At 22.1% G+C, this 14,844-nt stretch carries 11 protein-coding genes; 7 read left to right on the forward strand and 4 right to left on the reverse strand.

Annotated features, from left to right (window positions below):
• Positions 1-15: 15 nt before the first annotated feature.
• From AACK83_RS06685 to AACK83_RS06710, 6 genes are all read left to right on the forward strand, one after another.
• Positions 16-1,197 (forward strand): hypothetical protein, encoded by a 1,182-nt coding sequence (locus tag AACK83_RS06685; RefSeq protein WP_338957144.1) that lies wholly within the window; start codon positions 16-18, stop codon positions 1,195-1,197.
• Between the two features lie 14 nt (positions 1,198-1,211).
• Positions 1,212-2,909 carry a hypothetical protein gene (locus tag AACK83_RS06690; RefSeq protein WP_338957146.1) on the forward strand — a complete coding sequence of 566 codons (1,698 nt, stop codon included), beginning with the start codon at positions 1,212-1,214 and terminating at the stop codon, positions 2,907-2,909.
• A 3-nt stretch (positions 2,910-2,912) separates the two neighbouring features.
• A complete protein-coding gene (locus tag AACK83_RS06695; RefSeq protein ID WP_338957147.1) occupies positions 2,913-4,802 on the forward strand; it encodes a hypothetical protein in 1,890 nt (629 codons plus the stop codon).
• A gap of 467 nt (positions 4,803-5,269) precedes the next feature.
• Positions 5,270-5,392 (forward strand): hypothetical protein, encoded by a 123-nt coding sequence (locus tag AACK83_RS06700; protein WP_255495924.1) that lies wholly within the window; start codon positions 5,270-5,272, stop codon positions 5,390-5,392.
• A gap of 18 nt (positions 5,393-5,410) precedes the next feature.
• Positions 5,411-6,658, forward strand: a complete 1,248-nt coding sequence (locus tag AACK83_RS06705) for a hypothetical protein (protein WP_338957148.1) — start codon at positions 5,411-5,413, stop codon at positions 6,656-6,658.
• Positions 6,603-8,729: a hypothetical protein gene (locus AACK83_RS06710; RefSeq protein WP_338957151.1), complete on the forward strand. Its 2,127-nt coding sequence runs from the start codon at positions 6,603-6,605 to the stop codon at positions 8,727-8,729. Before AACK83_RS06705 ends, AACK83_RS06710 begins: the two co-directional genes overlap by 56 nt.
• A gap of 87 nt (positions 8,730-8,816) precedes the next feature.
• Here AACK83_RS06710 and AACK83_RS06715 read toward each other — a convergent pair whose 3' ends face one another.
• Positions 8,817-9,050, reverse strand: a complete 234-nt coding sequence (locus AACK83_RS06715; protein ID WP_338956981.1) for a hypothetical protein — start codon at positions 9,048-9,050, stop codon at positions 8,817-8,819.
• A gap of 296 nt (positions 9,051-9,346) precedes the next feature.
• Between AACK83_RS06715 and AACK83_RS06720 the strand changes: the two genes are divergently transcribed.
• Positions 9,347-10,465 (forward strand): Mbov_0401 family ICE element transposase-like protein, encoded by a 1,119-nt coding sequence (locus tag AACK83_RS06720; RefSeq protein ID WP_338956980.1) that lies wholly within the window; start codon positions 9,347-9,349, stop codon positions 10,463-10,465.
• 358 nt (positions 10,466-10,823) lie between these two features.
• Here the strand turns inward: AACK83_RS06720 and AACK83_RS06725 are convergent, their stop codons facing one another.
• The 3 genes from AACK83_RS06725 to AACK83_RS06735 all read right to left on the reverse strand — a co-directional run bounded on the left by AACK83_RS06725 (position 10,824) and on the right by AACK83_RS06735 (position 14,785).
• Positions 10,824-12,044, reverse strand: coding sequence for a hypothetical protein (locus AACK83_RS06725; RefSeq protein WP_338957154.1), 1,221 nt, complete (start codon positions 12,042-12,044; stop codon positions 10,824-10,826).
• A gap of 17 nt (positions 12,045-12,061) precedes the next feature.
• Complete coding sequence (locus AACK83_RS06730) at positions 12,062-14,050, reverse strand: hypothetical protein (RefSeq protein WP_338957157.1); 1,989 nt, start codon at positions 14,048-14,050, stop codon at positions 12,062-12,064.
• Positions 14,051-14,500: 450 nt separating this feature from the next.
• Complete coding sequence (locus tag AACK83_RS06735; protein ID WP_252319983.1) at positions 14,501-14,785, reverse strand: HNH endonuclease signature motif containing protein; 285 nt, start codon at positions 14,783-14,785, stop codon at positions 14,501-14,503.
• Positions 14,786-14,844: the final 59 nt, after the last annotated feature.

Below are 14,844 nucleotides of genomic sequence, written 5' to 3' on the forward strand. Positions count from 1 at the left end.
AAAGGAAATCAAAAAATGGCAATACAATTCAATAAAAATTTAGATAATACCGAAAAATTAGTAGAAGCACCAGAGTTTATAGAATTTTATAAACAATCAAATTCACCATGAGCAAGTTTTTTTCCTATCGAAATGGTTAATTCAACAAAAATTGAATTTATAGTTAAAAAACCAAAAAATTCAGAAATTAAAGTATTAAAATGAAATGATAAAAGCAAAGGATTAGATGTTAGTTATGCTGAAACTATTAAAATTTTAAAAGAAATTAAAGAAGAAGCAGTTGCGGGTGAAATAATTGCTAATGTTGATTTAAATGCTGAAAATGGACAAAATTTATTAAATACAATGCAATATGAAGTTGCTAATGACTTAGCAGATTATTTAGCAAATAATGATACAAATGTAATTGCAAAATATGCAACTAAAATAGACATTACTGATAAATCACCAGTAGGATATTTAAAATCAATGTTAGATGCTTGAAATACTTTATTTCAACTAAGAAATAGTAATAATTGTCGTTTTTTTATTACTAATAATCTTTATGATAGTATTGTTTATTTAGCTAATAATAAAGGATTAATTACTGATAATCAGATTGCTCAACAATTAAGATTAAATGGAAATGATTTATATATTAAAGGTGTACTATGTCAAATTGTAATGGATGATTATATGACATTTACTGATAATAATGAAACTAAAATTATGTCTTTTGTTTTAGCAACACCAAGAGCAATGAAAAGATATATGTTACAAAATACAGTTGTATATGTTCAAGATATTGCTGATGGTAAAGTTGGAAGAAGATATTTAGTTGGTGGAGAAGTAACTGGTGAATCAATACCCTATATAACAGATGAAGAAACAATTTCACGCTGAATGTTATGTGCAATTGTTAATAATGATAAAAATGATTTAAAAACTAAGATTACAAATTTAACAACTGATATTACTGCAAATGGTAATAACAATAACAATGAATTAAATACAGAAATAAAAAGTACTAATGAACTTAAATCATTAAATCCAAATTTAACAAATCCAACTATTAAATATTTTAGTGATGCACAAGGAAAAACTAATGTAAGTAATCAAAAACAAAAAGCAGGTGACTTATATATAACTATTACTGCAAATATTAATGACTTAAATTATAAAGGAACAACAAATCCAATTAAAATAACTCTTAAATAAAGGAAATTAATATCATGCCAATTGGTACAACTAGTACAGCAATACTTTTAAACATAAATAAACCAAAACATACTAGAACAAGTAACCAACAAGAAAATAAAAGTTTTTGATGAGAAATTTTAGAAATGATTGGTGTACAAGTAATAGCAGTAGCACTTGCTCCTTTTACTGGTGGTTTAAGTGAAAGTATAGCACTTGGATTAGGTGCAAGTGATTTTATTGCAAGTACTATTAATTTTGGTATTTATGCTACAACTGATTTTACTATTAATCAAGTTTATGATTATTTAAAAGGAAATGTAACACCATTAAATACTTTTTTTAATATATTACCTGCATTTGCTGGACTGAATAAAATTAGTCGTGGTTATCGTACAACTAAATTTATTAAATTAGCACAAAAAACTAAAACATTAGAACAAATTGGTGTTAAAGAAGCAAAAAATTTACAAGAAATTATTAGTCAAGTAAGTGGAAAAGAAATTTTAACAGATAAAATCATTGGTAATAAACGTTATTTATTTAATTATAGTTTGGCACCTAATCGTGAAACAATAACACAAAATTTAGGTTATGTTGCTGAAAAACAATTTAAAAATAATTTTAAATCTTTAAAATCACAACAAATAAAAGAATATTTATCATTACAAAATACATTAATAAAATTAAGTCCACAATTAACTCCAAAGTTTAAAATTAAAGATATTGAAAAAGCAAATAACTTTTTAAAAAAATATAATACTGAATTAAAAGAAGTATTAAAAATGAACCAACATGATTGATTAAATTTAGTTCATACAATACATACAGAGAATAGATATGGAAAAACTTTAATTTTAGATTTACAAAAAATTCGTGCTAATGCTATTAAATTTAATTTTAAAAATAGTTCAATTCATAAAATTGTTTTAAATGCAAATAAAATTTTTAAGTATTTTGATATTAGATTTTATTTAAAAAAAGGTTTAAATAAATTTTGAAAAGATACACCATATTTTGAAAAATTACGAGAAAGTATATATAAATTACAAGAAAAATTTGAAAAATTAGAAAAACAAGCATTTGAAAAAATTAATAAATTAAAAGAAAAAGCAACAGATTTATTTACTAGTGCAGAAAAAAGAGCAATTAAACATGCACAATTAATTCCACTAAATTCACCAGTATTTATGGGTTGTAAAATTCAACCTTTATCATTAGACAAATGTGCAATTACTATTTATCATCGTAATCCTAAGTATAAACCAATTACAGTTGTTGATAGTATTCTTAAAGCAAAAACTTTTGTTACTCAAATACATCCATTTCATTGATATCGTTGATATAGTGGTTGATACATTGGTTATGGTGTTAATCGTAATAAATGATTAAAAGCAATAGCATTTGCTCCACCAGTGGTGCAACAAGTAATTAGAGATAGTTTTAAAGTATATAGAGAAATATTTAGAACTATTAGAACTTATCATAAAGTAGTAAATGTTATTAATAATCCTATTGAAAATATTAATAAATCATTTAAAAGTGTTGGTTTAAAATTTTCAGTTAATACTTTATTTGGTACTGGACTATTACATCATTTAGAAAAATTTGCATATAGTCAAGTTGTAGAAAAAGGTAAGAAAAAATTACAAAAAGAAATTATCCATATATCACATAGGAAAACTAAAACAAAAACTAAACATTATAAAAAAGCATTTTTTAAGGAATGATAAATTATGATTAATAAACTTTGAACTGATGTCAGTCTTGAAAATTATAATAACTGATATCCATTAACTGGAAAAATTACAGAAACTCCACCGCAATATATAAATACATGACCTAATGTAAAAGACTGATTTACAACTTTTGCTATTCGCGCTCAAAATGATATTAATGCTTATCTTGATTTTATTTTATCTAAATTTCCTTTTGATAGTTTTAAAGATGAATTAATTAAAGAAACTTTAAGAGATATGGTTTATGTAATGGTTGAACATTGAGTATTTAATCGTACACCAATTGAATTTAATGTTGATGCTACTATTCAATTCAATAATGGTACATCATTTAATGCAAGTAGTATTCCTACAATTAATGTTTGAGATTTAGCACCAAGTAGAATGAAAATATGAGCAAGATTAACAGAATTAAAACAAGTATTTTCAAATTATAATCAAGATGAAATAGATATTGAAAAAATTGACTTAAAAGTATTTTATACTAGAAATCAAGTTGATGAATTAATTAAAGAACAAAAAGAATTTACATTATCAAAACAAATAAAATTATATGATGATTTAGTTAATGATAACGAAAATGAGATATATAGGGGTCGTGTTACAAACTTTATAAATAAAGGTTATGTTGCAACTGATTATGACCCAAAAACTGAAACAATGATTTTAGATTGACCTGATGAAATTGGTACATTACCACCAGAAGCATTACAAAATAATCCACAAATTGGTGATTTTACTCATGCTGCGACTGCTGACTTTTCTGCTAAACAACAAAAAAGAATTACTACTAATGAAAATAGTATTAAATTATTAGAAAATAAAGTTGATATTAATAAACAAAATATTGATGATATTAAAAATAATTGATTTAATATTGAAACTAGTCCTTTATGAAAAAAAGTTAAAAATGAAAATATTAAAACAGATATATGATATATTATTGATTGAACATATTATTTTATCGATAGTAAACAACTTATTATAAGTAATAATAAATTAACTAAATCTAATATAAGAATTACTAATCATCAAATAGAAAATAGACAAATAATAATTGAAAAAATTGATGTTAATATTGACAAAGTAATGTTATTATATGATGATAATTTAATAAAATTTATTGTTGCTAATAGCACAAAAAAGTATACACCAATAATTCATAATATATATCAATATCAAGGTACTGGAACACCAACTGAATTTATAGCAGAAGAAAATACTGAACGTGATTATTATACAAAACTAGAAACTAATAATTTATTAGATAAAAAACAAGATAAATTATCTTTAATTAAAGAAGATATTACTTATAAAGTTTTACAATATAGAGAATTAGGAACTGGTTTATTTACGGGTGATTTAGATATTCCACCAACTAAATTTATTAAACAATGAATTAAAGATAGTGGTGGTGGAGTTGACCCAACTAAATATTATACAAAACCAGAAATTGATAAAAAATTAGAAGATGTAAAGTCACAATTCCCTATTGCATTTCAATTGAATGCTGTAAGTCAAGAAATCCCTAATTTAGAAACTATTAATAAAACTGTTGCTGGTGCTATTAATGAAAATAAAGCAAATATTGATAAAAAACAAGATAAAGAAATATGAAAAGTAATAAGTAAAAGTAAAAATAATCGTGAATGAGATACGTTTGAAATTAATTTTAATACTGTATATAGAGTAATTATAACATTAGATGAATTACCAGTAAATCAAGCAAATATAAATCATAAAGTAGAATTTAAAACTGGTAATTATTTAGGTGGAGATTATTTACTTGCAAAATTTAAAATTAAAGATGAAGATGTAATATTAACTTTAACTGTTAGAGAAAGTAGTTTTAATTGTAGTTTAATATTTAAAAGGTGGAGATATTAATTATGGTGCTATTCTTTCATTAGAAGAATTACAAAATACAATTAAAGTTGATGTTACACCAAAAATAAAAATTAATTCAAAAAGTTTAGAAACAAATGAAGTTGAAGAAAATTGTTGAGATATTGAATTACCAGATAATCCAACACCAAGTCCAAATAATCAACAATGAAAAGATGTAGGAACAAGAGAAAAAAATAAATGAGATAATTGACAAATTACTTATGATTTTATAGTTAATAAACATTATAGAGTTTATTATTCTTGAAGTATATATAATCCAGTTTATACTATTCAAGAATTTATTATAACGGATAACAAAATTGCTGGTGTACCAATACAAACCTTTAATGATAGTGTTAATATAGTAATTTTATCAGTTCAACATGCTAAATTGATTACTATTTATAGTGGAAAAGGTAATTTAAAAGGTAATGTATGAAAATTAGAAGAATTACAGGAATAATATTATGTTTTTTAAAATTATAAAAATTATTTTAGGTTTAATTGGAGTAATTCTATCATCAGCAACTGCTGGTTTAATTATATTCATTATTGTAAAAATTATATTAAAAATTAATCAAATATTTTAAAGAAAGGTGGTGAATATTATGCTAAGTTTATTTAAAAGAAAAGAAAAAAATAATATTAATGATAATCAAAGTGAAAAATTAAAATTTTTAACTAATAAAAATAAAAGTACACATGCTTCTATTTTAAATTATTTTGGTTTTAATGATTTTAACCATGAAACTTATTTTACTGATTTTGTAGCAGAAAATAATGCTAATTTATATAATGCTCCATTAGAAATTAATAATGAAACCATTAAACAATATTTAATTCAACAAGAATTTTATAGAAAAAATTGAAATTCTATTTTTAAATTAAGTAAATTAGGAATTAGTGGTTATTTAATTTATATTGCAAATGATAATTTATATTTTCAAGTAGTTGATATACAACAAAGAGTTTATGATATTACTGGTAAATTAATTGAATGTACTATTTTTTATGATAGTTATCAACAAAATGCACAAACTGTAAGATTATTCGAAGTTTATACATTAAATAATGAACAAGTAACAATTAATCGTGCAATTTATAGTATTAGTGATAATAAAAAACAATTTCCATTAGATTTTAAATCATACATTAATAATCCTAATTTATCACAAGAACAAACATTAAACATTAACTATATACCAATAGCAATTATGAGAAATAAAGCAAATGAACAAGCAGATTGTGATAAAGTAATGGATAAAATTAAAGCATTAGATGTTATTTATGAACAAATTGTTTTAGATACTATTTTAAACTCACCTAAATTTATATTTAGTCAAACTTATGGTAATGTTCAATCAGCATTAGAAGAAGCAGTAAGAACTTTGGTTACTAAAAACTACATATTTAAAAGTGGTGGAGATAATAATGAACAAAACGAAAATATCAATATGACAAATAGTAATTTTAAAGGTAAAAATTTAACTGATATATATGATTGAAATGTTAATGAAATATTTAAACGTTGTGGTATTCATATACCAAGTCAAAAGAAATCTGCACAACAATCAGTTCCCGAAAGTACAGCAGTTAATATTTCAACTATTAATTATATTGAACAAAAATTATGACAATTTAATATTGATATTCTTAAATTTATTCAAATATTAGTGAAAATTGATAAAGATTTATTAAATAGTAAAACATTTAATATTAATGATGAACAAGAAATTAATAATTTAACAGTTAAATTAAAATTATTTAATCCCGAAAATAACCAATTAATAGGAGATAACAATGGAAAACAACAACAAACCACAAACGAAGTTTCCACAGAAACAGAAGCAAACTAAACTTAATCAAGCAGAAGTAGAAAATGATTATTTAATTGATAATATTCCATATGATTTTACTAATATGATGGGTGCTACTAGTGACCCAGATATTAATAGAGCATACGATGAATTTAAAAAAAGAACAATTTATATTTATGAAATTGAGCGTTTATTTAAAAATAATGAAAATAATAGTTTAAGATTTTCAGCAAATACTATTAAAATAGGTTTTATTGATATTGATAAAGTATTAAAAACTACTGCTGCTGAAACATCAGACTTTACTATGCAATTAAATCAAAGAGCAAGTACTAATATTAATGATAATACAATTGAATATAGTATGACTGATATTAAAAATTTAATATTTCAAGAAATAAATTTATTAAATCAATTTAAGTTATATGCAGTATCTATTAATGAACCATTAACTGAAAATAATATTGATAATTTATATATCATTAATAACTATTCACAACCTTATCAAAATCCAAAAACAAGAAGTACTAAAAGTATTACTATTATTAAAATTAAAGATTTTAAAACAAGAGATGGTTATCCAATTATTATTAAATTACAAAAACCATTAGACAAAGATACCAAGGTTAAAAGTATAACTTTAAAATTTCCTAAAACAATGTTATTTGGCAATATAAAAGTAAATGGTGAAATTGATGGATTAAAAGTATCACCAAATTTATTAATTGCTGATGATAACCAATTATTTCCATTATATGCTTTACCAATTCAAACTCAACCAAAAGTTAATATTTTACAACAATGATTTAGTGACCAAATTTTAGAGTGAAATATTGCTAAAAATTTCATTAATCAAAATTCTATTTTAGAATATTTAGATATTGGTGAAATTATACCTAATCCACCATCACAAGAATTTAAACACGTTAAAAAAATTGAATTAAAAAATGTTGAAACAATCGTTACTAATGAAAAAAACCAACAAACTAATATTCAAAAAGAAATGAATTTTATTTTTTCAAAAAATGATGAAAGTAGTTATATTTCAGCAGATACTGATACTTCATGTGGTCCTAACTGTCCTAGATTATTAGAAAATAAAAAGTGAACTATTAAAGTTGCAGAAGGACAAGCAACTGCACAAACACATTGAAAAATCAATGAAATTGATAGTGTAGTTTTAACTTACGATAAAATTAAACCAACTACAACATTGGGAAAATTATTAATGGATATGTTAGGTTATACTTATAATTATCAAGCAAATTTTAAAGGTTATGACCCAAAATATGATGCAAATCCAGATGTTAAAGAAACACCTGATATTACAAAATTAAGAAATGAGTTTGAAAATCAAAAACCACATGATGTAATTAATAATTTATTTGAACAATGAAAATTAGACAATCCTAATTTTATTAATAATTCAAAAGTAAAAATTTTTAAACAAGTAATTATGATGTTATCAAATTGTATACTTTCTTATTTATCAATTAATAAAGGTTTAGATGATGACTATAAATTATTATTACCTTATTACTTTGAATTAAAATCAAAACCAACAAGAAAATCAAGTCATGATAGATGAAGTTTTGATAATGTTTATGTTGTTTTAAAATCTGAGTATTTTGATTTTACTGACCCTAATAATATTAAAGTTAAAAATAAGAATATTAGTCAAAATGAATGATTTAAACTAAGTAATAACCAATTTAATTGATTATCATTAACTAATAATCTAGAAAGTAATAACATACCTTCATTATTACCACAAGATATTAGTTTAAATAATGGTGAATATGGTAAATATATGGTTAAAAGTATAATTAATAACGTTTTAGAGTTATTAAAATTATTTAATAGTCAAAAACAATATTTTTCAAGTTGAGATTGATTTAATTTCGTGCAAAAAGATTATTTTAGTAATGAAATTAAATTCAATATAGAAAAAGAAATTTCTAATTTACATAAACTAGAAATTTCCGGAATTTTTGGTATTGGTAATTATGATATTCTGCTAGAAACAGAAAGTAAAACCATAAATATTAATAATATTCAATTATTTAATTCAAATGATGAAACATTATCTTATATTAATATTGAAATTTAATTATTAAAATATCCATTAGGATAAGTACCATCTCATTTGATATCTGTTTTATCACCTTTTTTATTTGCAAAATATAATGAAATTATATTATGGTCATAACGATGTTCTCATATAGTTGCCCCCCCAGACTGCTGTATGGTCGGGTTTTAAATAAAAACTTAATTTTTGTCTTCCGTCTTTACAAGCAAGACCTAATGCTGTTGCTGAAATAATAAATAATACAGTCATAAATGTAGATATACCAATAAATATATTCCTTTGTGTTTTTCTTTGTTTTGCTATATTTTTAGCATAATGTAATTCAGAATTTTGTTCATTCATGTTTAATTACTCCTTTTTTCTTAATTTTATTTCTAAATTGTACTATTTTTCATTATTTTTACAAGTATGCTTTTAAATGCAAAATAACGCCTAAATTAAAGGCGTTTATTTTATGATACCTATACTATTAATTATATTGAAATTGTTTATTATATTTTAAATATGAAAGTCGTTTTTTAAAAAGTTTTGATTTAATTTTAAATTACACTTATATATGTTTATAATAAAAAAGTAAATTAATTTTTTAAATATATTTACAATAAATTTAAAATTTAAAAAAAGTTAGGAGAAAAAATATGAGTTTTAATTATTTATGAACTTTAAAAGAAGCAACAAAAAGAATGTATCAATCATTTAGAGATGATGTAAAAAATCAATGAGAAAAAACAGATTGAAGAATCTTAAAAGAAAGAGATAGAAAATATATCCCCGTTAAAATTAAAACAAGAACTAGAAATACTATCAATGGTCTTGTTACTTATAAATGTCGTGATTATAAATATTATGATGAACAATTAAAAAAATGAGTTCCTATTTGTTTATTAGATGAAAAATTGCAATTACCTAAATACAAAAGGACTTGTCAGGATATCAAAAATAATGTTATTGAACATTTTGCAGATGGAAAAAGGTATATTGACATTTTACATACTATGAAACAAACAAAATTTAGCACAACAAGTATTAGTAGATTATTTCAAGAATATCAAGTTAGTAAATTAGATGTTCCTAAAATAAAATTAGAACCAAATCAATTTATTTATATTAGTATTGATGATGGACATCGAAAGTTTTGAAAATTTAAACGAAATTCTGGTAAATATTCAATGCGTTTAGTGTTATTTTGTACAGATAATGTTAATCATAAATTAGTTAATAAAAGAGTAGATGTAATAATAAGACCAACAAAAACTAAAATTGGAGTTCAAAAAACTGCTGAATTTATTTTAGAACAAGGAAATAGATTTTTTGAAAATTTTGACCAAGCAAAAATCATTATTTGTGGTGATAGTGCAGAATGAATTAAAGATGTTGCTAATTATTTAGATGCACAATTTGTTTTAGATAAATTCCATTTAGTTAAAAAGTTGTATGTAGGAATTATTGCTGGAAACAAAGGAAAATATTTTGAAGAATATAATACTTGTAGAAACTTTATTGAAAATGGTCAATATGATGAATTAATAAAGTATATGAATGAAATATTAAAAAATCATAAAAAATTAAAAAAACAATATTTTAAAAATAATAAACAAGGAATTGAAAATCAAGGTGCAAAATGAAATATTGGTACTTTTGCTGAAAGTAATATTTGATATATTTTAAAAGAAATGCTTGGTAATAGAACATATAGCATAGATATTTATATTAAAATGGTTATTTTTAAGTGTAATCTTGTCAATTCTAAAACATAATCAAAATTTTTATTTTTATTAAAATATTAAAAACTTATTAATTAAAAGTTAATAAGAATTTTTGTTGTGTATTTATATTAAATTTTCTTATTGATTTTTTAATATTTGTATTTTAATTGAAATTAATTTAATTTAGTAGTAATATTTACTTACAATTGCATATAATTACAATTATTTCTTGTCTATAATTTAAAAGAAATGTTTAAAAAGTAATTATATCCTCCGTTTTTGTTACCATCCCAAAATTATTTTATAAAAAATATCTGACTAATCTATACTAAATATAACACTTTATTAATTTTATTTAAGAAGATTAATAAAATGCTTATTTTAAAAACTAAATTTAGTATGTAAGTACTTAATTTCATTGAGAAATACTTTTAATATAAAATGTATTAATTAAAGAAGGATGTCATATATCTGTACCATAACAGTCAATATGAATTATTATTCCATTAACACCCACATTATTTAAAAATTTTGTTAAATTATCTTTAAATATAGAATTTCAAAAATTTTTAAAAGTTCAATTATCACCAATTTCATGCTCCATATTACTATAATCAAATAAGTTTCCATTAATAAAATACTTATAAATTACATCTCAATTATTTTGATTATTAATTAAATAATATAAATCCTGATAATTAATATAAATATCACCTGTATAATCAACTGAAGCAAAAGGACCAGGACTAACATGAGTTTCAAAATTACTTGTATTACTTTTTTCGTAACTATAATGATTATAATTTAACTCAATAATATTATTATTATGATCAAAAATATAACTAATGACATAACTTGTATCATCATTTGAAAATGGCATATTTAACATAAAATTATAAACGTATTTATTATTAATAATTAAATCAATAATTTTAGTAATTAATTCATTATTAATTTTTCCTTTTAAACTACTTTGTGCTATAAAATATATTCCCAAATTAATAGCAACTGACTGACTAATCTTATTTTCAATTACTGCTTTAGCAATATAATATAAACCTGATGTTTCGCTTAAACTATTGCTATATTCAACTTTATCAGCACCTACTTGTTGTGAAATATCAATATGTTTTTCAACTCCACCAAATTGCAAATATTGTCAATCAGTATTATCACCACTAAAATCAGTAGATGAATACTGACTATTACTATAAGAATTGTAATTTGCTTTAACTGTAGTTATTTTTTTATGACTAATCATTTCTTGCATCGTATTTTCAATATTTAATTTTTGATCAGCAGGAATAATAACATCAGGATTATAAATTAAAGTTCCTTCATTATTTACTAAAAAAACATCTCTTGCATTAGCAAAAGTATAACTTTTTAAAGCTGATGTGTCATAACTATAAAACTTATGATCAGTTATTGATTGATTAGTTATTATATCACTATCATTTAAATAGCCATATTGATTATTAAATAATGAAGTTACAGAATCACTTATTGATGATTTATTTGCTAATAATTTATTAATGGTAGTATTAGTATCATCAATAGTATTAATAATACTATTACTTGCCAAAGTTAATGTTGTTAATGTACTTAAAATGATTAATAATTGTTTCATATTACTTTTTCCTTTTTTTAACTTACTAACTGGAAATTAAAATTAAAATTAAAATCAGGGAATGTTAAAGTAGCACGATCACTAATAGTTTTGCCAGCAAACCTTTCTGATAAATCAAGAGTATAAAGTGTATTATCTTTAGTTGGTTGTGTTTCGCTGTCAGTAAATACTAGTTTTACATTATTTAACTCTCAACCCGATTTTGTTGTTACTGCAACATCGGTTTCTAGAAAAATACTTTTTGTTTGAGTAATTAAATCTCAGAAATTATTTACCTTACCACCTTTAATATCTTTACTAATATCAACTGACATACCACTTGGTTTTGTGTCACCATCTAATAAATAATTCATAGTGAACTGTCCAGTAAATGCATTCTCAACTGGACGATAAGAATTGTTATTAATTGTATTTAATAAACTATCTTTATTAGTAATTCAATTACCTAATAAATTATCTTGTTCATAAAAATGTTGACCTTCTTGTAAAATATTTGCATCTTGACCATCTTTTAATCAAATACCTTTTAATGCAAAATCTTTTGGCGAAGGATAATTACCAGTAATATTATTTTTATTATGACCATGAACAATAGCTTTAGCACTTAAAGAACCATCTAATTTATAACTATTATCAGCAGCTTTTATTGTTATTTCAATATTTTTACCTAATTTATTATTAAAAATATTATTACCAACATTTAAATTTGTTGATATTGTATAATCACTATCTTTAATATTAAGATCTGAATAATTTTTTTGGAAATAAGATTGACAAATCTTCTTTACACTCTCAATAATTTGACTATTAACAAATTTAACATCTTCTTCTGATAATTTACTATCGGCATTAATAAAATTACCATTTTTATCTTTTTGATTATCTAAAGTAATTTGAAAGTTTTTATTATCTTTATCATTATTATATTGTGTTTCAATTTCATTAGTTAATTCTTTCATGCTACTTAAATCAGCAATATCATTTTTAACATTTATAGTGCAATTATCTTTTTTTCCTGTAAAGTTTCAAGGATTATTATCTAAAGACGTAATTGAAAATTGAACAGGAACAGATGTAGTAAAATTTTTTGGTTCTGAACTATTTTGAAATTCAATTTCGTAATAATTATGTTTAATTTCTTTTTTGGGTACATTTAATGCTTTACTTAAAGTTGTTTCAAATTGATCTTGAATTGTTGGAATTAATCATTTATCTTTTATTGAATCAATAGTAGCATTTTCAGGATTAGTAATATTAATAATTTTATCAGGAAAGTTAACTGGTAAACTAGCAATATTAATTGCAACTTGATTTATAATATTAATATTAATTTCGATATTAACGTTAGTATTTTCAATACCAAAAATTGATGCTTGATCATTAGTTGTTAAATTTAAAACATAACTTTTAGACTCATTAAAGTTCTTTGGCAAAATAAAAGAAGTATTAGTTATCGGCTTTTTATCCTTACCAACAGTAAACTTAACTGCTGGATTATAATTAGCATTTAAGAAAAAATTAATTGGTAATAAAGTTAAATTATCATTATCAATATCACTTTCAATTTTAGGAACAGTTTTTTGTAAATTATTATCAATACTACTTAAAACATTTGTAAAATCAATATTACCATTATCAGCAGCATTTTCAATAACATTAAAATTAACAATATTTGTTGATTTACTAAAATAAGCAATAGTAGAATTTAAACTAATAGGTTTAGAGTTACGATGATGCTTTTGATAATAATCATCTCATAATTTATTATTAGAATTCGGATTAAATTCAGAATTATTGAAAGCAGCAGTAGTATGTAAGAGTAATATCGTAGTAACTGTTGTAGAACCAAATGCTAATAAATACAACGAAAATAATAAGATTCTTTTCTTCTTATTTTTTTTAACATTAATTGTATATATTGAATTAGATCCTGTTTTTATTTTTTTATGTTTATCCTGATTAACCATATCTTTACTCGGGCTATTACTATTTATTTTATATTTCATTTTAACAATCCTTTCCTAGCATTATTTTTAAAATAATCTAAAGTGAAAAATATAGCTTAACGCTTTAACTTGCTATTTTTAACTAAAATATTAAAATAGGAAAAAATATTAAAATAGTTTAAACCTTAGTTTTAATAAAATAAAACTAAGGTTTAAAGTAAACCAATTAAATTTAGTTTTTATATTTTAATATTAATAATTTTAATAATCATATAAACTTTGCTATACACCTATTAAAATTATAAGGAAAGAAATACTCTGTCCTTAAAAATAATATTACACTTATTATAAAAAAAGACAATATTCTTTTTAAAAAAAGATTGAATATTTTTAATTAAAAAGAACACTAATAGTAAAATAATTTTCAAAATAATTTTTCTTAATTAAGATAAAAATTAAATTAAAAATTCAATGATTAAATTAAATAGTCATTGAATTTTTAAATTATGATTAATTTTTTTTAATATTACATTCAACATGCATTGGTTGTAAATTTTCTAAACTATTATTATTTGGATCACCATCAATGTGATCAATATTTCAAGCAAATGCTGAAGTTGGTTGTTCACCTTGATAAGCACCTTTTATCATTGGCAAACAACACCACGGACAAGGAGCTTGCACATTCAATGTTCAAAATTCAGATAATCCTTTAAAATATTTCTCCATTTTTTGAATAGAATAGTTTCATATTTTTTCTTTGTCTTCTTTTTCTCACTTTTTACGACGTGCCACAATGAATTAACCCCTTTCGTATTAAATTATACTATAAGTTACAATATTTTTTTATATTT

It is taken from the genome of Spiroplasma endosymbiont of Tiphia femorata, from assembly GCF_964020225.1.
Lineage (GTDB): Bacteria > Bacillota_I > Bacilli_A > Mycoplasmatales > VBWQ01 > Spiroplasma_E.